Genomic DNA, 20,988 nt, shown 5'->3' on the forward strand with positions numbered 1-20,988 from the left:
GTCACGGGCGCTCGGCGAGGGCCTTCTCGACGGCCGCTACAAAACTGCGGCTGTCCGGCGCGGTGGTGCTCGGGAAGCTGGAAACCTTCTTCCCGCTGCGGTCGATCAGGTATTTGTGGAAGTTCCACTTCGGCTTTTCGCCGGTCGCTGCGGCCAGTTGCCGGTAAAGCGGATTGGTGCCGGCCCCCACCACCTCCGACTTGGCGAACATCGGAAACTTGACGCCGTAGGTCAGGCGGCAGAAATCGGCGATTTCCTTGTTGCTGCCCGGATCCTGGCTGCCGAAATCGTTGGACGGAAAGCCGATCACCACCAGCCCCTGCTCCCGGTACTTCGCGTACATCTTCTCCAGCCCGTCGAACTGGCCGGTAAAGCCGCAGTAGCTGGCCGTATTCACCACAAGCACAACCTTGCCCGCATGCTGGCACAGCGACTGGGGCGCCTCGTCCTGGAGGCGCGCAAAAGTATGCTTGAGCAGCGTCGGGCAGGATTCCGGATCAGCCGCCACCGACGGCGCCGCCGAAACCATCAACAGGGCCAGGGCCACGGCACGAAAGAGTGCAGACATATCGTTTCTCCTCAGCTTCCGGAGCCGGAATTGACGTGGACAAACACTTTCACGTCTACGTCTTCAGCTTGAACAAAAACCTGGCCGCGATCGTCGGCGGGCAGGCCGTCATACGTCATCAGACCCATCGGGGTATGGGCCATATACTGGATTCCAAGCACCATTGCGCCGATTCCAAGGACTGCATACAGCAGGGCCGGGCGCTGTTTCAGATTTTTGGCTCGCATCATTTTGTCCTGGACAATGTGTTATCGTCTCTCTAAATTAGAATCAAACAATATAAAAGTCAATGTTTTGTCCAGGACAACCCATGAACACACCAGATATTCCAATGGCAGGACTCTCCATCGCCGCAGTGGAACGGGACACGGGCCTGGCCAAGGACACCCTGCGGGTCTGGGAGCGGCGCTACGGCTTTCCGGCCCCGGCGCGGGACGGCCGGGGCGAACGGGTCTACCCCGCCGAACAGGTGGACAAGCTGCGCCTGATCCGGCGCCTCATCGACCAGGGCATGCGCCCGGCGCGCCTCATTGACCTCGATCCGGATGCGCTCACCCGCATGCTGGAAGAACTCGGAGGCGCACCGGCCTCGGCCGCCTCGGAACACGGCGCACGGCTCGAGTCACTGCTTGAACTGGTGCGCCTGCACCAGCCCGAAGCATTGCGCGACGGGCTGCAGCAACTCCTGATGAAAATGGGGCTTCAGCCCTTCGTGATCGACATCGTCGCGCCGCTGTGCACCCGGATCGGCGAGGCCTGGCTGCGCGGCTACGTCGACGTGCCCGCCGAGCATCTATACACCGAGCAGGTAAAAGGCATCCTGCGCACCGCCATCGGCGTACGCAGCACCGCCGCCCGCGGCCGTCCGGCGGTGCTGCTCACCACGTTTCCCGAAGAACAGCACGCCCTCGGCCTGTTGATGGTGGAGGCGATGCTCACGCCCGAAGGCACCTGTTGCGTTTCGCTGGGGGTGCAGACGCCCCTCGACGATATCTGCAGCGCCGCGGCGGCCGGGCACTATGACATCGTCGCGGTGTCATTCAGCAGCGCCTATCCACTGCGTCATGCCATCGACGGGCTGCGCAGCCTGCGCGCCAACCTGCCGCCCACGGTGGAACTCTGGGCGGGCGGCGCCGGCCTGCGCACCGCCGGGCGCAAATTGCCGGGCATCCAGGTCTTCACCTCCCTGGAGGGAATTCCTGCGGCGGTGAATGAATGGCGGAAGGCCGCGGGTATTCAGCCGTAGCGCGGCGCCGGCACCACGCGCCGGTGCGGAACCCGGGCCATAGCCCAGTTTTGCCGCGCCCACGCCCACACCGCCGCGAGACCTGATGCGGCAAGGCCGGGCGGCGGGCCCTGGCCCAGAAAATCCAGCGCATCCACCAGCACACCCGCCGGCTCGACGCCCTCCACGGCATGCGCCAGAGTTTGCTTGGACAGCTTTTCGCCGGCCGCATTGCTCGCCACCGGCAGGTGCGCGTAGGCCGGCGTCGGGTAGCCGAGCAGGCGCTGCAGCAGAATCTGGCGGGCCGTCGAGTCGAGCAGGTCGGCGCCGCGCACCACCTCGGTCACCCCCGCCTCGGCGTCATCCACCACCACCGCAAGCTGGTAGGCGAACAGGCCGTCGGCCCGCAGCAGCACAAAATCCCCGACGTCGGCAGCGAGTTCTTCCTCGGCACACCCCTGCACCGCGTCGTCGAACGCCACCACGCCCGGCTCCACCCGCAGGCGCCAGGCCCGCGCCGCCCGCCCCGGCGGCAAGCCGGTGCGGCAGGTGCCCGGATAGCGCCGGGTGCCGTCACGGGCCAGCATGGAATCGGCCATTTCCTTGCGCGTGCAGGCGCAGCCAAACACCCGGCCATCCGCCCGCAGCCGCGCGAAAGCCTCTTCGTAAGCCGGTGTCCGTGCGCTCTGCCAGACCACCGGCCCGTCCCATTCAAAGCCGAAACGCTCCAGCGTGCGCAGGATCCCGTCGGCCGCCCCGGGCACCGAGCGCGGAACATCCACATCCTCGATGCGCAGCAGCCAGCGCCCGCCGCCGTGCCGGGCCGACAGGTAGCTGCCGACCGCCGCCACGATCGAGCCGAAATGCAGCGGCCCGGTCGGCGAAGGCGCAAAGCGGCCAACCGGATCGGCCGGCAGAGGCCTCACCGCCCCACCCCGTTGCAAAGAAATAAATTCTTTAACAATATTTGACATTCCCTTATAAATCATCAAGTTACTGCAAGACACTGATAAACCTATGCCTTTTGGCATATTTCACCAAACCGGCACGACATTGATAATCGTGCAAGTAAACGCAATGCAGCAAATTACGCGCAGACGCCCTCTCTGCGCTCACCCGGCAGCACCCATCCGACAGCAACACTCATCGACATCGAAAACCTGATTCGCACCGCATGAAACTTGGCAGCCTTTCCCTCTTTCGCCAGGATTCGTCACGCGCACGTCCCGACCGCGGAAACACCGTGGCGCTTGATCACGCCCGCCGCATCCAGATTGTCGCCCAGCTGACCAGCATTGCGGCCGTCATGGCCCTGTGGCCGCACGTGGACAACCCGCTCCAGCTGGCCGCCTGGTGGATGGGCCTGACGATCACGCTGACCGTGCTTCAGCACCTCACCCGTCCCCTGCTTATTCAGCACGACGGCAGCCCGCACGACGACATTGCACTGCAGCATTACGTCTCGTCGGCCGGAACCCTGGCCGGCGGTGCCGCCTGGGGCTCGCTGGCGCTGGTCGGCCCCTACCACGCCACGCCGCAGTCCCAGGCGATTCTCTTCATGATCCTGTGCAGCATCACGCTGGCCGGCGCAGGCGTCATCCGCCACGGCCGCAGCGCCAGCGCGGTTTTCATCGCCGCGTGCCTGCTGCCGCTGTTCATCCTGTCGGTCGTCAGCCCACCCTCGGCCCTGCCGGAGGCCGGACTTTGGCTCATGGCATTTGCGCTCTTTGCCTTTGGCGTAAGTGATTTCCAGCGGGGGCACGAAACCACCCCGGGTACCCACCTTGATGGCGCCAGCCTGCCCGAAACCCGCCAGACCCTGCTCGACAACGCCAATGCCAACGCCGCCATCGTGCTGTCCCGCGGCAATCGCGTCGAAATCTGCAACCGGCGTTTTGCCGAGTTGATGAACCACAACGAGGAAGGCATCACCGGCCGGCGCCTGGCCGACGCCTTCGAGAGCCGCTCGGACTGGCGTCGCCATGCCCGGGCCGCCAGCAACACCCTTCGCCGGGGCGGCACCTATCACTGCTCGACCCGGCTGCAGCGCCACGACGGCAGCGCCTTCTGGGCCGAAATCACCGGGCAGGTGGTCGACTCCGGTGACAGTCCAGCGCAGATCGTATGGGTCGCCTTCGACATCACCGACCGGATGATGGCCACCGCGCGCGAAGAACTCGTCGGCGCCCAGCTGCACGCCCTCATCGGCAAGAGCGCCGACTGGTACTGGCAAACCGACACCCAGCACCGCCTGATGCATGTCACCCGCCATATCGACATGAGCGACGACACCCTCAAGCGCAAGCTCGGCCGCAAATGGTGGCAATTCCACCGCCCCGGCCGCGGCGCGCGGGCCCGGCAGAGCGAACTGCGCGAAGCCTTCGAAAACGCCAAGGGCTTCCGCAACCTGACCGTGGAGCTTCCCGACGGCGACACCGCACCGCTGTGGCTGTCGATCTGCGGCACCCCGCGATTCGACGAGCACGGCGCCTTTCTGGGCCACCATGGCATCGCCATCAATGTCACCGAAGAAGTCCGCCGGACCGAGCGGATTCGCCACCTCGCCTACCACGACGCACTCACCGGCCTGCCCAACCGGCGCCTGCTCACCGACCGGCTGACCCAGGCCATCTCACGGGCCCAGCGTTACCGCGAGCGGGTCGGCCTGATCCTCATCGACCTCGATGACTTCAGGCGCATCAACGATCTGGGCGGGCATGCGGCCGGCGATCAGGCCCTGCTCGAAATTTCCGACCTGCTGCGCAGTTGCGTGCGCTCCTGCGACACCGTGGCACGCCTGGGCAGCGACGAGTTCGTGATTTTGCTGGCCGAACTGGAACACGCTCCGGCAGCCGAGCAGGTGGCCGCCAAGATCCTCACCACGCTGCACACACCGCTGGCCTTCCAGGGTTCGCGCAACTCGCTTTCCACCAGCATCGGCGTGGCGGTTTTTCCGGAAGACGCCGGAAGCGCCGCCAGCCTGATCGAAATGGCAGACGCCCGCATGTACCGCGCCAAACGGCGTGGCGGACAACGCATCGAAAGCCGTGACGGGGCAGCGGCCAGCTCCCCGTCCTCGCCCGCCCCCGACTTCATCTACCGTTAAACCGGGGTTTCCCCCGGGATTTACAAACTTACTCGGCCTCGGCGCGACGCACGCGACGCTGGCGCACAGCCTCGGCCAGCACGTCGAGCACCGTCAGGCTGTCCTCCCAGCCGATGCAGGCATCGGTAAGGCTCTTGCCGTATTCGAGTTCGACGCCAGGCTTGAGATCCTGGCGGCCCTCCTTGAGGTGCGACTCCACCATCACGCCCATGATGCGCTCGTTGCCCGCCGCCAGCTGGCCGGCCACATCGCGCGCCACTTCCACCTGCCGCTTGAACTGCTTGCTGCTGTTGGCGTGGGAGAAATCAACCATCAGCTTGCCCTGCACGCCGGAGGCCGACAGCTCGGAGCAGGCCGCGGCAACACTGGCCGCGTCAAAGTTGGGACCCTTGCCGCCACGCAGGATCAGATGGCAATCCTCGTTGCCGGTGGTGGACACAATGGCCGAATGACCGGCCTTGGTCACCGACAGGAAGTGGTGCGGCGACTGGGCCGCCTTGATCGCGTCGACGGCGATGCGGATGCTGCCATCGGTGCCGTTCTTGAAACCCACCGGGCATGACAGCCCGGACGCCAGTTCGCGATGCACCTGGCTCTCGGTGGTACGCGCGCCGATGGCGCCCCAGGAAATCAGGTCGGCGATGTACTGGGGCGTGATCATGTCGAGGAATTCGGTGCCGGCCGGTACGCCCAGCTCGTTCACGTCCCACAGCAGCTTGCGCGCCAGGCGCAGGCCTTCGTTGATCGCGAAGGTGCCATCCAGGTGCGGGTCGTTGATCAGGCCCTTCCAGCCTACCGTGGTACGCGGCTTCTCGAAGTACACGCGCATCACCACCAGCAGGTCGTTCTTGAGGCGGTCAGCCTCGCCCTTGAGGCGACGGGCATATTCCATCGCCGCTTCGTAATCGTGGATCGAGCACGGTCCGATCACCACAAGCAGGCGGTCGTCGGCACCAAACAGGATACGGTGGATCGCGCCGCGCGCCTCGAAAGCGGTTTCCGCGGCCTTGGGGGTGGCGGGGAATTCCCTCAGCACATGGGCTGGCGGGGCCAGTTCCTTGATCTCCTTGATACGGACATCATCGATATGGACTTTCGAGGAGGCGGGCATGGTGAATCCTGTGGGCGGTCTTGAATGAGCCGACAATTCTAGCCCATTGACCGCCCCCGGGGCCACGCCACAGGCCGGCGCAGCCGGTTCAGCGCCGGATTCCGATGCCCCAGCCGAACCCGCCGCGGGGGCCAAAAGACCCCGGGTAACCGAAAGGCTGCCCGTAGCCGTAAGGCCGCATCGGATCGTAGAAGGGCGAGCCGTAGGGTGGATAGTAGTGAGGCGCAAGGGCGCGGCGGCGCGCGGCCTCCGCGCGGGCGCGGTCTTCGGCAGCGGCCTCGGCGGTGAGCTTGCGCACCTTGTCGGCGCTTGCCTGGTCGGCGGCCCAGCGCGCCTGGGCGGCACGGATCTCGTCGATCACCTCCGGCGCCACGCCCTGCCCGCGCAGGCGCTCGACGTCCTGCGGCGTCAAGGCGTGACGGGTTCCGGTGCGGCGGATCTCATCGACCAGTGCAGAGCTGCCTGCGCCCGCCTTCCACTTGCGCACGATCTCGTCGAGGGAAAGCGGCGCGGCCGGGCGCGCCGCGTCGATCGCAGCCACCCTGGCGGCGAACTCGGCAGGTTCGAGACGCTGGATGGCCTGCGGCGAAGCCGATGGTGCGACGCACGCTGCCAGCAACAACGACCCCATCACGGGCAGCAGAAATTGCACTGTTCGGCGATTCACGGCGTCCCCCTGCTCAGCTGTCCCGGGCGACTTTCTCGTATTGCCCGACCACCGCTTCCATCTGTTCGAGAATGCGCTCGCTGGTGGTGGCCACGTCGCTGGCACCCTTTTTCTGGTCGTAGGCTTCGCGCAGGCTCAGGGCATGCTGGAAGAAGAACCACTGCTGTTCGACCAGAGCCAGATCGGACTTGATCTGGGCCGTGTTCTGGGGCGCAGCCTTGAGTTCTTCATGACCCTTGACGAACTCCTTCATCGCCCCGTCGAGCATCTGCCCGGCCTCACCGGCATTGACCCCCATGTTGCGGAAGAAATAAGCCTTGGCCGCGCGCTGGGACAACATGCGCTGACGGCCGGCCAGGTTCACCAGGCGGCCAGCCGCCGTACCTGAGGCCCGCTCGTAGGCCACCGTGAGCTTTTGCGCCGCGGCAAGCACGGCTTCGCTGCCGGTCCACACCGCTTTGGCATCACTGCGGATATCGGCGAGCTGCGGACGGTAGCGTGCCCACTCCTGCTCCAGCAGCAGCCATGCGGCACGGCAATCGTCATTGGGCTGCAGGGTTTTCAGCTCCACCAGTTGCTGCTCGAACAGCTGGGTCGACTGCCCGAGGATGGACTTGGCTTTCTCGGAGAGCACCCCCTGCACCAGCATCAGCCAGGCCTTGGCCGTGCGCTGGGACAACAGACGCTGGCGCCCGGCCTTGTTGATCGCCGCCGGCAGCGATAGTCCCGCGGCAACCGGCGCGGCCGGCGCCGCCAGTACCGCTCCGGCCGGCAGCAGGCAGGCCAGGGTGAGAAAATCGCGTCGATCCATGGTTCGGTCTCCCTTAGCTTCCGGTTCCGCCGACGGTCAGCCCGTCGATACGCAAAGTGGGCTGGCCGACCCCGACCGGCACGCTCTGCCCTTCCTTGCCGCAGGTTCCCACGCCGGGGTCGAGGGCCAGGTCGTTGCCGATCATCGACACCCGGGTCAGGCAATCCGGGCCGTTGCCGATCAGGGTGGCACCCTTCACCGGGCGGGTCACCTTGCCGTCTTCGATGAGGTAGCACTCGGACGTGGAGAACACGAACTTGCCCGAAGTGATGTCCACCTGGCCGCCACCGAAATTGGCCGCGTAGAGGCCGTTCTTCACCGACGCGATGATCTCGGCGGGCTCGTGCTGGCCCGCCAGCATGATGGTGTTGGTCATGCGCGGCAGCGGCAGGTGGGCGAAGGATTCACGACGGCCGTTGCCGGTGGGTGCCACGCCCATCAGGCGGGCATTGAGCATGTCCTGCATGTAGCCGACGAGAATGCCGTCCTCGATCAGCACGGTGCGCTGGGTCGGGTTGCCTTCGTCGTCGATGGTGAGCGAGCCGCGGCGATCCGGCAGGGTGCCGTCATCGACCACGGTGACGCCCTTGGCCGCCACCCGCTCGCCGATGCGGCCGCAGAAAGCCGAGCTTTCCTTGCGGTTGAAGTCGCCCTCGAGGCCGTGGCCGATGGCTTCGTGAAGCAGGATGCCGGGCCAGCCGTTGCCGAGCACCACCGTCATGCTGCCGGCCGGGGCCGGGCTGGCGTGCAGGTTCACCCGCGCCTGATGCACGGCCGCCCTGGCAAAGCCGGTGAGCACTTCATCGCTGAAGTAGCCGTAGTCGTAACGCCCGCCGCCGCCGCTGGAGCCCTGCTCCCGGTGGCCGTTTTCTTCCATGATCACCGTAACCGAGACGCGCACCAGCGGGCGCACGTCGGCCGCCAGATGGCCGTCGCTGCGCGCCACCATGATGACTTCCCAGGTGCCGACGAGGCTGGCCATGACTTCCTTGACCCGCGGATCTTCAGCGCGGGCCATGGCTTCGAGGCGCTCCAGCAGCCTCACCTTGGTCACGTCATCGAGGGAATCGTGGGGGTTGTCGCCCCGGTAAAGCGCCAGCGGCGGCTTTTTGACCGCCTTGATCTGGGCATGCTTGCGGCGCCCGCTGTCGGCGATCGCGCGGGTCGCGTCGGCGGCGTCCTTCAAGGCCTTCAGGCTGATGTCGTCGGAGTAGGCGAAGGCGGTTTTCTCGCCGGTGATGGCGCGCACGCCAACGCCCTGCTCGATGTTGAAGCTGCCCGACTTGACGATGCCTTCTTCAAGGCTCCAGGCCTCGGAACGGTGGTACTGAAAGTACAGGTCGGCGTAGTCGAGCTTGTGGCGGAAGAGCTTGCCGAAAACCTTGTCCAGATCCTCGAAATCCAGATCGTAGGGTTTGAGCAGCAGCTTGCTGGCGATTTTCAACGGATTGGTGTGCAGGTTCTGGCTCATGGTGTCTCGGAGAGAAGTGTTCGTTCGGTTCAGCTGATCTTGCGGTGCTTGAGTGCCGGCAGGCTGGCGCGGACTTCGGCGATGCGTGCCGGATCGATGTCGGCCACGACCACGCCGGGGCCCTCGGCCCGGCGCGCCAGCACCTCGCCCCAGGGGTCGATGATGAGGCTGTCGCCCCAGGTGCGGCGGCCGCCGGCATGCACGCCGCCCTGGGCGCTGGCCAGCACATAGCACTGGTTTTCGATGGCGCGGGCGCGCAGCAATACGTCCCAGTGGGCGCGCCCCGTGGTGTAGGTGAAGGCGGCGGGCAGGACGATCAGGCTCACCTCGCCCATCGCCCGGAAGATCTCCGGAAAACGCAGGTCGTAGCAGATCGACAGGCCCACGCTGCCGCAGGGCGCCTCGAAGGTGACCACGTCGCTGCCGGCCTCGATGGTGGCCGATTCGTCGTAGCGCTCAACACCCTGCTGAAAACCGAACAGGTGGATCTTGTCGTAGCGGGCAACGCGCCGGCCGGTGTCGTCGAAAACCAGCGTTGAATTGCGCACCTTGTCCGGCACGTCGGCCGTCAGCGGGCAGGAGCCGCCCACCAGCCACACCTTGTGGCGGCGCGCGGCATCCTTCAGGAAAGCCTGGATCGGCCCTTCGCCGTCACGCTCGCAGATGCGCAGCTTGGCGCGCTCGTCGGTGCTGATGAGCGGGAAATACTCGGGCAGCACGACCAGGCCGGCGCCGGCGGCCGCGGCCTCTCCGATCAGGCGGTCGGCCTCGGCGAGATTGGCGGCCACGTCGGGGCCGGAAACCATCTGGACGGCGGCGATGCGGCAGGCCTGGCTGCTTGTCATGGGAATGTCCTCGCGGAGCTGGGCTGCAGGTTGGGGATTCATGGCGACGGCACGGCGACAGGCCGGGCCGCCAGTTTTTCGACCTTGGGATCGGACCAGCCCCCGGTCACGGCGTATTCGAAGCTGAACAGCTTTTCCACCGGATCGCGCAAAGCCTTCTGGACCAGGTAGGCGGCCAGACCGACCACCGGATGGATTGCGCCGGTGGCCGCAATGGCAGACCCGACGGCCACCGATTCGGAGAGGGTCGGCTGGACCTTGACCCGCAGGTTCTGGGTTTCCTTCACCGCGTCGGCTTCGCCGCTCATGAAGACCCGCGCCGCCGGCCCGAAGAGTTCGAGGTCGTCGGTGCGCAGCACACCGTTATTCATCTGGATGCTACCGGAAATGCTGTCGAAGGCGAATCCTTGGGAAAACACGTCGCGAAAGTCGAGGGTGATGCGCCGCGGCAGCGCCTGCAGGCTGAGCACCCCAAGCAGGCGCCCGACGCCGGGGTCGAGCTGGGCAAACTGGCCGCTTTCCACCTGCACGCTCATTTTTCCTCCAAGGCTCGGCATGTGCAGCGCAGTGGGCGGGCCGTGCCAGGCCAGTTCGCCCTCCAGCACGCCCTTGCCGCGCCGTACCGCCTCCGGGTAGCCGAGACGGGTCAGCATTTTCTCGACGCTGCTCACGTCGAGCTTGAAATTGAGCCGGGTTTCCTCCTTCACACCGGGCCGCCACACGCCGCTGCCCGACAGCGTGCCGTCCGGGCTGGCAATGCCGAGATGCTCCAGGCGCCAGCTCTCGCCCCGGTTTGCCGCCTTCAGCTCGAGCCGGCCGAGCGCATGCCCGCGGAGCACGAAGCTGTCGGCCGTCACATCCAGACCCGGCAGCTCGGACAGGCGTTCCTCGTCCGGCCGCGCCGTATCTGCCGCGCCTTCGGTGCCGGCACTGCCCAGCGCCAGATGGCGGAAGCGCGCCTGCAGGCGCCCGCGCCCCTGGTCGCGCCACACGACATCGCCGCTGGCCTCCTTGCTCGTAACCTTGGCCTGCCAGCCGCCCTCTTCCATCACGGCGCGCAGGCTCACATCCGTAAGACGCTGGCCGAGCATGCGGAGTTCGCCAGCCCGTAGCGCCACGCTGGAAATCGGAAACGCCTCGTCGTCAGCCGCCTTGCCGGCCGCCGCGCCCTCACCGGCGGAACGTTCGGGATTACCGGCCAGCGCCTTGCGCCAGGCGTCGGCATCGAGGGAGTCGGCCCGGGCGGTCACCTGCACGCCCTTGTCGGCCAGGCGCACCGGCTCGCCCAGCGCCAGCCCGCCGCGGGTGACCCGCGTCCGGCCACCCTCGTGACTGCGCTGAAACTGTGCGCTGAAGATCGATCCGGCAAAAAGCCTGATGACGTCGCCCGACACGCCCCCCGTGCCGGGCGGCACCTCGATCTCGAAGCGGAAAGGCAGGCTTGCCGCCGACGACTTGTTGAGCGGATCGGGCAGGCTGGAGACCACGCCCTGCAGAGTGCTGTCGAGCGCAAACTCGACCCCGCCCTTCTTGGGCACCGTCACCGCGCCCTTCCACGCCGCGCTGCCCGAAAGGTGGTCGAGCAACGGCAACTCGAGCGCCTGGCGCAGCGCCACAACGCTCAAACTGCCCTGGGCATTGAGCACCACGCTGCCGTCCGGACGACTCCCGCCCGCGACACTGATCGCATCGCCAAAAACCTTCGCAACGCCGTTTTTGACGGTGAGCTGGCTTTCGGTAAAACCGACGCGCCCGCCCGCCTCGGTGAAGGGCGGCAGTGCCGGGTCGACCTGAAGGCGGTTGCGGGTGAACTGGTACTCGCCCTTGACCCGCGAATCGGTGAGCTTGTGCAGCGGCAGCACCAGCTGCAGATCGAGGCTGCCGCCGCCCTCGACACGGAAGGGGTCGGTGAAGTGGTTGATGCTTTCGGCGACCGGGCTTTCGGCGATGAAACGCAGAAAATCCTGGCTCTGGCCGTGGGCGCTGCCGTGAATGGTGAGCACGTTGTCGGTTTCGAAATCCGGCAACACGGCCACGACATCCTTCAGCTCGGCGCCAAAGATGCGCCCGCGCCGGGCCTTCACGGTCATGCCGGCGCCTTCAAAAATCAGGTCGCCTGAAACCCCCTCGATCTTCGGCCAGCCCGGCGCGTAATCCAGCTGGCCGTCCTCGATCTTCGCGGTGACGCGGAAGCTGCCGTCCTTCGGGTTGCGAAACGGAAATTTCGCCAGATTGCCTTTCAACACCAGCCGCGCATCCGCCGCGCGGCCACCGCTCAGGCTGCTCTGCAACCAGTCGCGGGCGCTCTTGCCGACCACGGTTGGCATGTAACGCCACACCGCGCGGCTGTCGGCCTCGGAAATCCGCGCCTGCAAGTCGATCTCACCGGGCGTGTCGGCCCGCGCCCGGTAGCGTCCGGCGGCCGAGCCACGGGCGTCCCGGTTGGCAAAATTGGCACTGGCAAGGCTCACTTCCAGTTCGCCGCCAGGATGGCTCCATGCGCCTTCGGCGGCCAGCTCTTCAATGCTGAGGCGCGGCTCGGGGAAGATCTGCGGCAACTCGAGCGCGGCATCCTTGCCGGTCAGGCTGAAGCGCCCGCCCCGCTCCGTGCCTTCGATGCGCCCGGACAGCCCCGAAAAACCCGGCCACGCCCCCACCGGCTCGATGCCCAGGCGCACAAAGCGCGCGTCCACCGAATAGCTCGCCAGTTCGTCCGCATCGGCGCTCCATTTGACGTTGAGCGGTGCCACATTTCCGGCCGGCGCAAAGGCTGCTAGGCGCTGGCGCAAGGCCGGCGCAAACGGCAGGCGCCCGGCAAGCCGCGACAGCACGTCGAGATCGAGCTGGCTGGCGACGAATTCGCCCCTGGCCGGCGCACTGCCGCGACGGTCCTCGAGACGCAGGAAGAAATCGGTCGGCGCAAGCGTCATGCCGTCGCCCGTTTGCAGCGACAAACGATTGCCGCTCGCTTCGGTCACGCCGCCTTCGTCGCGGTAGCGCAAGCGCCCCTCGGCGCGGACGAGCGGAATGTCGGCCAGATCACTGGCCAGCCGCACGTGGGCATCGCGCACGGCAAAATCGGTGGTCACGCCGCTCACCCGCCCGTCGGCAAATTCGAGCCACGCCCGCACCCCGCCCGCGCCGTCAGCATCCAGCGGGTAATCGACCCACTGGCGCCAGGCGCCAAGGGCGGCGTAATCGAGGCTGGCGTAAAGCTCGCCGCGCCACTCGGCCGGCCGGGCCGGATTGCGCCCGCGCAAATCGCCGCGGACTTCGAGCGCGGCGGCAAGGCGGGCCGGCGGCTGCGCGCGAAGTCCGAAACGATGATGGGCGCCGCTGTTTTCAAGGCGGAATTCGAGCTTGTCGAGCACCAGGTCGTCGGCCCCGCGCAGCCCGTCGCACCATTCGAGGCGCGCGTTGCGGATCACGATCTGGCGCTGGTCGAGCAGCCAGTCGGCGAAACCACCGCTGCCGCCGTCGGTTTTGACCGGCAGACCGGCCACGAAGATCTGCCCGTCGGCGAGGCGACGGATCGACAGATCGGGCGAATCGATCTCCAGCCGGTTGAGGCGCAGACGAAACAGCAGCAGCGAGCGCCAGGCGGGTTCGGCTTCGACATGCTGAAGGGTGAGCGCAGGCTGGCCGGCGGCATCCTTGATGGTCAGCCCGCCGATCCGGAAACTCGGGTGCAGCCCCCGCCACTCGGCCGACAGGCTGGATATCTCCACCGGCAGGCCGATCGCCCGCGACAAGACCTGCTCCACCTCGCCCCGGTAGGCCGGCACGTTGGGCAACACCCCGTGGCGCAGGCCAAGGACCAGCAGGCCGCAGACGAAATACGCCACCACCCCCAGCCAAACCAGCCTGCGCAGGCAGAAACGGGGCAGATGAAGGAGCGAAAAACGCCGCTCAGTCACGCGCGGGGCGGCGCACGGCCGCAACAGGGTTCATGGCAACAGCGGCCCGGACGGGACGCATCCGGCATCAGGCTTGACGAAAATCAGTCCGACAGACATAACTCGGGGCGAACATAGACAATTTCGCATTCTACCAATCGGCCCCTGCCATGTCCGAACAGCCCACCGCCCTGCCCCAAGCCATTCTTGACGCCCTCGCCTGCTCGCGCTTTCTGCGCCGCCAGCTCGACAGCCGCAGCTGGCTCGCCGCGCGCCTCGCTTTGAGCATCGACGCGCCGCTCGACGCCACGGCGCTGCGGGATTTCCTGCGCGACGAGAAGATCGACGACAACAGCCTCAAGCCGGTGCTGCGCAAGCTGCGGGCGTGGGTCATCTGCCACGTACTGGTGCGCGACATTGCCCGCCTGGCCGATCTGAGCGAAGTCACCGAGACGATGACGCTGCTGGCCGACATCGCCGTCGAAACCGCCCACGACATCCTGCGCCAGCAGCTCGTGACCCGCCACGGCGTGCCCGTGTCGGCCGACGGCCGCGAGCAGGAATTCGTGATCATCGGCATGGGCAAGCTCGGCGGCCGCGAACTCAACGTGTCGTCCGACATCGACCTGATTTTTGTTTACCCCGAGGATGGCAGCACCGCCGGCCCGCGGGTCATCGACAACTTCGAGTTCTTCACCAAGCTCGGCAAGGGCCTGATCCAGGCCCTCAACGACATCACCGGCGACGGCCAGGTGTTTCGGGTCGACATGCGCCTGCGCCCCAACGGCGATTCCGGCCCGCTGGTGGCCAGCTTCGACATGCTCGAAAACTACTTCATCACCCAGGGCCGCGAATGGGAACGCTACGCCTGGATCAAGGCCCGCGTGATGACCGGCATCCGCGGCGCCGAACTGACCGCCATCGCCCGCCCCTTCATTTTCCGCAAGTACCTCGATTTTGGTGCCATCAACGCCATGCGCGACCTGCACGCCCAGATCCGGCGCGAAGTGGCCCGCAAGGACATGGCCAACAACGTCAAGCTCGGCCCGGGCGGCATCCGCGAAATCGAATTCCTGGCCCAGGTTTTCCAGCTCATCCGCGGCGGCCGCGACACCACGCTGCAGATCAAGCCCACCCTCAAGGTGCTGGCCCGCCTCGCCGAGCGCGCCATCATCACCCCCGAGGCCGAGCGCGAACTGAGCGTTGCCTACGACTTCCTGCGCCGGGTCGAACACCGCCTGCAATACCTCGACGACGCCCAGACCCACAACCTGCCAGGCAATGAAGCCGACCAGCTGACCATCGCCCGCTCGATGGGCTTTGCCTCCTACGAGGCCCTGCTGGTCGAACTCGACGACCACCGGGAAGCCGTCGGGCGGCATTTCAACGGCGTGTTCGGCGACCCCACCGAAGCCGGCCACAACCTGGACACCCTGTGGACCACGGCCTGCGACGAAGCCCGCAGCCGCGAGGAATTCCAGCGCCTCGGCTACCCCGATCCGGCCGTCGCCGCCCGCCGGCTGTCGGCCGTGCGCACCGGCGCCCGCTACCAGCAGATGCCGCCGTCCATCAAGATGCGCTTTGATCCGCTGATCCCGCGGGTCATCGAAGCCGCCGCCGAAACCCCGGACCCCAACGCCACCTTCGAGCGCCTGCTCGACCTGCTCGACGCGATCAGCCGGCGCGGCTCCTACCTCGCGCTGCTGCAGCAATACCCGCAAACCGTGCACAAGGTGGCCGAACTGGTCAGCGCCTCGTCGTGGGCCGCCCAGTTCCTCAACCGCCATCCCATCCTGCTCGACGAAGCGCTTGATCCGCGCATGCTCGAGGAAGAAATCGACCTCGCCGCCTTCCGGGCCGACCTCGCCCGCCAGCTCGACGAAATCGAGCCCGACATGGAACGCCAGATGGACCTGATGCGCGAGCAGCACCACGCCCAGGTTTTCCGCCTGCTCACCAAGGACATCGCCGGCAAGCTCACCGTCGAGCGCCACGCCGACTTTCTCTCCGCGCTGGCCGACATCATTCTCGATCTCACCGTCACCATGTGCTGGCGCAAGATCAAGACCCGCCACCGGGACGAACCGCGCTTTGCCGTGCTGGCCTACGGCAAGCTCGGCGGCAAGGAGCTCGGCTACGCCTCCGACCTCGACATGGTCTTCGTCCATGACGACGACGCCCCCGAAGCCGCCGAGATCTACACCCGCCTCGGCCAGCGCACCAACACCTGGCTGTCGATGCAGACGCCCGCCGGTCAGCTCTTCGAAACCGACCTGCGCCTGCGCCCCAACGGCGACTCGGGCCTGATGGTGGTGTCGCTCGACGCCTTCCGCCAGTACCAGCTCGAAAACGCCTGGGTGTGGGAGCACCAGGCCCTGACCCGCGCCCGCTTTGCCGCCGGAGACCGGGAGATCGGCCGCAAGTTCGAGGAAATCCGCATCGAAGTGCTGCGCCAGCCCCGCGACCTCGCCACGCTACGCGACGAAGTGCTGGCCATGCGCCAGCGCATGGTCGATGCCCACCCCAACAAAACCGCGCTGTTCGATCTCAAGCACGATCGCGGCGGCCTGATCGACGTGGAATTCATCGTCCAGTACCTCGTTCTCGGCCATTCCTGCGAGCACGCCAGCCTGACCGGCAACCTGGGCAACATCGCGCTCCTGAAGATGGCCGGCGAACTGGGCCTGATTCCCGTCGACCAGGCCACGGCCGTGGCCGACACCTACCGCGAATACCGTCGCCTGCAGCATGGCCTGCGCCTCAACAACCAGGCCTCGCGGGTCGATCCCGAGCAGGTCACCGGAATGGCGGCCGGCGTTCGCGGCCTGTGGAGCTGCGTCTTCGGCGACACACTGCCCAACTGAACAACGGGTTACGCTTGCCGCAGCGCCGGATTCCGGGGCTGCGGCAAAATCCCACCCGGCCCAGAAAGTCAACACAAACCCGGCCAAACCCGTACAATCCGGCCACCGTACGCCTGCCAATCAGCGTACCGGCCCTCTATTATCTTTCGTTCGATCCTCAGCGATCCCGAAAACCTGTTGCGTCCGCCCCGATTGGTGTCGCTTCTCTGAAGCGGTCAGGCCGTCGCAGGAGCAAAAAACCCATGACTCAAGCCCAATCCGCTGCTCCGGCAGCGGTTGCAATCGGCTTTGCCGACCTCGCGCTCTGCGCCCCCATCCAGCAGGCGATTGCCGAAACCGGCTACACCACGCCCACCCCGATCCAGGCCCAGGCCATTCCGCTGGTTCTCGCCGGCGGCGACCTGCTCGCCGCAGCCCAGACCGGCACCGGCAAGACCGCCGGCTTCACGCTGCCGATCCTGCACATCCTCGCCGAGGAACACGCCCACAACCAGAAGGCAGGCCGCCCGCGCTGCCTGATCCTCACCCCGACGCGCGAACTCGCCGCCCAGGTTGAAGAATCGGTGCAAACCTACGGCAAGCACCTGCCGCTCACCTCGATGGTGATGTTTGGTGGCGTTGCCATCAACCCGCAGATCGCCAAGCTGAAGAAGCGCGTGGACATCCTCGTCGCCACCCCCGGCCGCCTGCTCGATCACTGCAACCAGAAGACCATCGACCTCTCCGGCGTGGAAATCCTGGTGCTGGACGAAGCCGACCGCATGCTCGACATGGGCTTCATCCGCGACATCAAGAAAATCCTCGCGATGCTCCCCAAGAAGCGCCAGAACCTGCTGTTCTCGGCCACCTTCTCGGACGAGATCAAGACCCTCGCCGACGGCCTGCTGCATCAGCCCGGTTTCGTCGAAGTGGCCCGTCGCAACACCGCCTCCGAGCTGGTCACCCAGTCGGTGCACCTGTGCCCGCAGAAGGTCAAGCGCGAACTGCTCGCCTTCCTGATCAAGAAGCACCAGTGGTTCCAGGTGCTGGTGTTCACCCGCACCAAGCACGGTGCCAACAAGCTGGCCGAATACCTGGGCAAGCACGACATCCCGTCGGCCGCCATCCACGGCAACAAGAGCCAGTCGGCCCGCACCCGCGCGCTGGCCGACTTCAAAGACGCCAAGCTGCAGGTGCTGGTGGCCACCGACATCGCTGCCCGCGGCCTCGACATCGACCAGCTTCCGCAGGTGGTCAACTTCGAGCTGCCCAACGTCTCCGAAGACTACGTGCACCGCATCGGCCGCACCGGCCGCGCCGGCTCCAGCGGCGCCGCCGTGTCGCTGGTCGACCGCGACGAGCTGCCGCTGCTCAAGGACATCGAGCGCCTCATGAAGCGCCTGATCGACAAGGTCGAAGTCCCCGATTTCGTGCCCTCCGCCGCCCCGCCGGAATCCGACGAGCGCCCGCCCCGCGAACCCCGCGGCGCCCACAACGGCCAGCGCGGCAACCGCGATCGCCAGGGTCAGGGCCAGAAGCAGGGCCAAAGTGATGGCCAGCGCCAGGACAAGCCGCGCAGCCCCGGCCAGGGCGCTGCACAGGGTCAGGCCCAGAGCCCGGCCAGGACCGCCCAGGGCCCGAAGCCCGAACAGGCCCGTCGCCAGGGCCCGTCCGGCCCCCGCCAAGGCCAGGGTTCGAGCCAGGGCCAGGGTGCTGGCCAGGCCCGCAGCCAGGGTCAGGGTCAAGGTCAGCGCCCCCCGCGTGCCGCGGGCAGCGCCCAGGGCAAGGACGACGATTTCGGCAACAAGGTGGATTACCAGCCCCGTGCCCGCGGCAATTACCGTGACCCGGAAGCCAACATGGGCGGTCATCGCCACGGCAACGGCAGCCAGGGCGGCAACCCCAACCGCGGCACCCCTGCCGCGCTGGACGATGCCCGTCGCCCGGCCGTCACTTTGACCGGCCGCCGGCCCGGCGACATCAAGCCGGCCGCCCTCTTCGGGCCCCGCGGTGGCGGCAATGGCGGTAACGGCGGAAATCGTTAAGCCACAAGCCTGACAGGCGCCCCTTGCTGGGCGCATCAGCTGCCTGAAACGCCCTGGCTCTGCCGGGGCGTTTTGTCGTTCACACAGCCGCACACAGCACGGCTGCGCCCGCAGCGCCGGGCGCGGCAAAAAGCCAGAATTCCGATTTATCCGCAGCGCTGGCGCTTGAACCCGCCGCTTCCGGCCCCATGTAAGCGGCGTTAGCCTAATTGCCCCGCCCAATGGAAAAGAAAACGCAGTTCAGCCTCTGGTATCTCGTCTTCGCGCTGTTTGCGATCTTCACGCTTCACGACCTCTGGACCCAGATTCGCAGCGTCGAGCCGCTGCCCTACAGCGAGTTCCAGCGCATGGTGAAGGCCGGCGAGATCAGCGAAATCTCGATCACCGACAACAGCATCCAGGGCACCCTCAAGAAGCCCCTGGAAGACGGCCGCCAGAAGTTCGTCACCACCCGGGTCGACCCGGCGCTGGCGAAGGATCTCTCCCAGTACGACGTGAAATTTACCGGAATCGTCGAAAACACCTTTTTCAGGGATCTTCTCGGGTGGGTGCTGCCGGCGGTGATTTTCGTCGGCATCTGGATGTTCGCCATCAAGAAGTTCGGCGGCAAGCAGGGGCTCGGCGGCGGTTTCATGAACCTCGGCAAGAGCAAGGCCAAGGTCTATGTGGAATCCAACACCGGCGTCACCTTCGATGACGTGGCCGGCGTGGATGAAGCCAAGGACGAGCTGAAGGAAGTCGTCGGCTTTCTGAAGGATCCGAAATCCCACGGCCGCCTTGGCGGACGCCTGCCCAAGGGCGTGCTGCTGGTCGGCCCGCCGGGTACCGGCAAAACCCTGCTCGCCAAGGCCGTGGCCGGCGAGGCCGGGGTGCCCTTTTTCTCGATTTCCGGCTCCGAGTTCGTCGAGATGTTCGTCGGCGTGGGCGCGGCCCGCGTGCGCGATCTCTTCGAGCAGGCCCGCGCCAAGGCCCCGGCGATCATCTTCATCGACGAACTCGACGCCGTGGGTCGCGCCCGCGGTGCCTTTGGCGGCATGGGCGGCCATGACGAAAAGGAGCAGACCCTCAATCAGCTGCTGGTCGAACTCGACGGTTTCGATTCATCCTCCGGGCTCGTGCTGCTGGCCGCCAGCAACCGCCCCGAAGTGCTCGACCCGGCCCTGCTGCGCGCCGGCCGCTTCGACCGCCAGGTGCTGGTCGACCGCCCCGACAAAAAAGGCCGCATCGCCATTCTCGATGTGCACATGAAGAAGATCAGCCTCGCCCCGGACACCAGCTCGGAAAAGGTTGCCGCACTCACGCCGGGCTTCTCGGGCGCCGATCTGGCCAACCTGTGCAACGAGGCGGCGCTGGTCGCCACCCGGCGCAACGGCGAATCGGTGACGGTGGAAGATTTCACTGTGGCGATCGAGCGCATCGTCGCCGGCCTCGAGAAGAAGAACCGGGTGCTCAACGAACACGAGCGCACCGTCGTCGCCCACCACGAAATGGGCCACGCGCTGGTCGCAATGGGCCTGCCCGGCACCGATCCGGTGCACAAGATCAGCATCATCCCGCGGGGCGTCGGTGCGCTGGGCTACACCATCCAGCGCCCCACCGAAGACCGCTTCCTGATGACCCGCGCCGAACTTGAAAACAAGATGGCCGTGCTGCTCGGCGGGCGCGCCGCCGAACTGCTGATATTCGGCGAAGTGTCTACCGGCGCCTCCGACGACCTGCAGAAAGTCACCTCCATCGCCCGCTCCATCGTGATGCGCTTCGGCATGGACGCGCATCTGGGCAATGTGGCCTATGAAAGCGACCGGACCAACTTTCTCGGCCAGAACTCGGCCCCGCCCCAGGAGCGCAACTATTCCGAAGAAACCGCCCGGGAGATCGACTGCGCCGTGCGGGAGATCGTCGCCACGGCCTTCAGGCGCAGCTCGGCAATTCTCACCGAGCGCAAGGCGCTCCTCGAAGAAACCGCCCGTGACCTGCTGGCCCGCGAAACCCTCGACGAAGCCGACCTCAAGGCCATCCACGCCCGCATCACGGAAGCCTGAACAGGCGCCCGGAGTGCCGGGCTCAAAACCGGCGCGGCAGGGACTACAATCCGCTGACGATCTGCGGCCGGTCATTTCAGGCGATGCCCTGGAGTGACCGGCCGCAAGCCCGACAATCCTGCCCTGCGGGTGGGACGCGTTATAAACCGTCAGCGTTATGAACCGTCGATTTTCGAGCTGGAGAAACCACCCATGTCCCTCATCCGCAAGCCCGTTTTTGTCGCCATCGCGGCCACCCTGCTCGCCCAGCCCGTCCTGGCCCAGGAATCGCCGACCCTCAAGAAGATCAAGGACAGCGGCACCATCGCCCTCGGCCACCGGGAATCCTCCATCCCCTTCTCGTACTACGACGACAAGC

Annotated in this window: 14 protein-coding genes; 5 read left to right on the plus strand and 9 right to left on the minus strand. The window is 66.5% G+C overall.

Going from position 1 to position 20,988, the window contains the following annotated elements:
* Nucleotide 1: 1 nt before the first annotated feature.
* Together Q1W26_RS00585 and Q1W26_RS00590 are read right to left on the minus strand one after the other, a co-directional pair.
* Nucleotides 2-568, minus strand: a complete 567-nt coding sequence (locus Q1W26_RS00585) for a glutathione peroxidase (protein WP_300434461.1) — start codon at nucleotides 566-568, stop codon at nucleotides 2-4.
* Nucleotides 569-579: 11 nt separating this feature from the next.
* Entirely contained in the window at nucleotides 580-798 is a 219-nt protein-coding gene (locus Q1W26_RS00590; RefSeq protein WP_300434463.1) for a hypothetical protein, read from the minus strand.
* An 80-nt stretch (nucleotides 799-878) separates the two neighbouring features.
* On the opposite strand from Q1W26_RS00590, the gene Q1W26_RS00595 reads away from it, so the two are divergent.
* Complete coding sequence (locus Q1W26_RS00595; protein WP_300434466.1) at nucleotides 879-1,814, plus strand: MerR family transcriptional regulator; 936 nt, start codon at nucleotides 879-881, stop codon at nucleotides 1,812-1,814.
* On the opposite strand, the gene gluQRS is transcribed toward Q1W26_RS00595, so the two are convergent.
* Complete coding sequence (gluQRS, locus tag Q1W26_RS00600; RefSeq protein WP_300434469.1) at nucleotides 1,805-2,719, minus strand: tRNA glutamyl-Q(34) synthetase GluQRS; 915 nt, start codon at nucleotides 2,717-2,719, stop codon at nucleotides 1,805-1,807. The genes Q1W26_RS00595 and gluQRS overlap by 10 nt on opposite strands.
* A gap of 248 nt (nucleotides 2,720-2,967) precedes the next feature.
* Here gluQRS and Q1W26_RS00605 point away from each other — a divergent pair, with 248 nt between their 5' ends.
* Complete coding sequence (locus Q1W26_RS00605) at nucleotides 2,968-4,899, plus strand: diguanylate cyclase (protein WP_300434472.1); 1,932 nt, start codon at nucleotides 2,968-2,970, stop codon at nucleotides 4,897-4,899.
* Between the two features lie 28 nt (nucleotides 4,900-4,927).
* Here Q1W26_RS00605 and aroG read toward each other — a convergent pair whose 3' ends face one another.
* From aroG to Q1W26_RS00635, 6 genes are all read right to left on the minus strand, one after another.
* Complete coding sequence (gene aroG / locus Q1W26_RS00610; RefSeq protein ID WP_300434477.1) at nucleotides 4,928-6,010, minus strand: 3-deoxy-7-phosphoheptulonate synthase AroG; 1,083 nt, start codon at nucleotides 6,008-6,010, stop codon at nucleotides 4,928-4,930.
* An 88-nt stretch (nucleotides 6,011-6,098) separates the two neighbouring features.
* Entirely contained in the window at nucleotides 6,099-6,677 is a 579-nt protein-coding gene (locus tag Q1W26_RS00615) for a hypothetical protein (protein ID WP_300434480.1), read from the minus strand.
* Nucleotides 6,678-6,690: 13 nt separating this feature from the next.
* Nucleotides 6,691-7,488: a type IV pili methyl-accepting chemotaxis transducer N-terminal domain-containing protein gene (locus Q1W26_RS00620; RefSeq protein WP_300434483.1), complete on the minus strand. Its 798-nt coding sequence runs from the start codon at nucleotides 7,486-7,488 to the stop codon at nucleotides 6,691-6,693.
* A 13-nt stretch (nucleotides 7,489-7,501) separates the two neighbouring features.
* Nucleotides 7,502-8,959 (minus strand): metalloprotease TldD, encoded by a 1,458-nt coding sequence (gene tldD / locus Q1W26_RS00625; protein WP_300434486.1) that lies wholly within the window; start codon nucleotides 8,957-8,959, stop codon nucleotides 7,502-7,504.
* 29 nt (nucleotides 8,960-8,988) lie between these two features.
* Entirely contained in the window at nucleotides 8,989-9,804 is an 816-nt protein-coding gene (locus tag Q1W26_RS00630; protein ID WP_300434503.1) for a carbon-nitrogen hydrolase family protein, read from the minus strand.
* Nucleotides 9,805-9,842: 38 nt separating this feature from the next.
* Entirely contained in the window at nucleotides 9,843-13,721 is a 3,879-nt protein-coding gene (locus tag Q1W26_RS00635) for a YhdP family protein (protein ID WP_300434489.1), read from the minus strand.
* Between the two features lie 149 nt (nucleotides 13,722-13,870).
* Between Q1W26_RS00635 and glnE the strand changes: the two genes are divergently transcribed.
* The 3 genes from glnE to ftsH all read left to right on the plus strand — a co-directional run bounded on the left by glnE (nucleotide 13,871) and on the right by ftsH (nucleotide 20,630).
* Complete coding sequence (gene glnE / locus Q1W26_RS00640) at nucleotides 13,871-16,564, plus strand: bifunctional [glutamate--ammonia ligase]-adenylyl-L-tyrosine phosphorylase/[glutamate--ammonia-ligase] adenylyltransferase (RefSeq protein WP_300434492.1); 2,694 nt, start codon at nucleotides 13,871-13,873, stop codon at nucleotides 16,562-16,564.
* A 242-nt stretch (nucleotides 16,565-16,806) separates the two neighbouring features.
* Entirely contained in the window at nucleotides 16,807-18,588 is a 1,782-nt protein-coding gene (locus Q1W26_RS00645) for a DEAD/DEAH box helicase (protein ID WP_300434495.1), read from the plus strand.
* Between the two features lie 221 nt (nucleotides 18,589-18,809).
* A complete protein-coding gene (gene ftsH, locus Q1W26_RS00650; RefSeq protein WP_300434498.1) occupies nucleotides 18,810-20,630 on the plus strand; it encodes an ATP-dependent zinc metalloprotease FtsH in 1,821 nt (606 codons plus the stop codon).
* Nucleotides 20,631-20,988: the final 358 nt, after the last annotated feature.

This window comes from Zoogloea sp. (assembly GCF_030157465.1).
In the GTDB taxonomy this organism is placed as follows: domain Bacteria; phylum Pseudomonadota; class Gammaproteobacteria; order Burkholderiales; family Rhodocyclaceae; genus Zoogloea.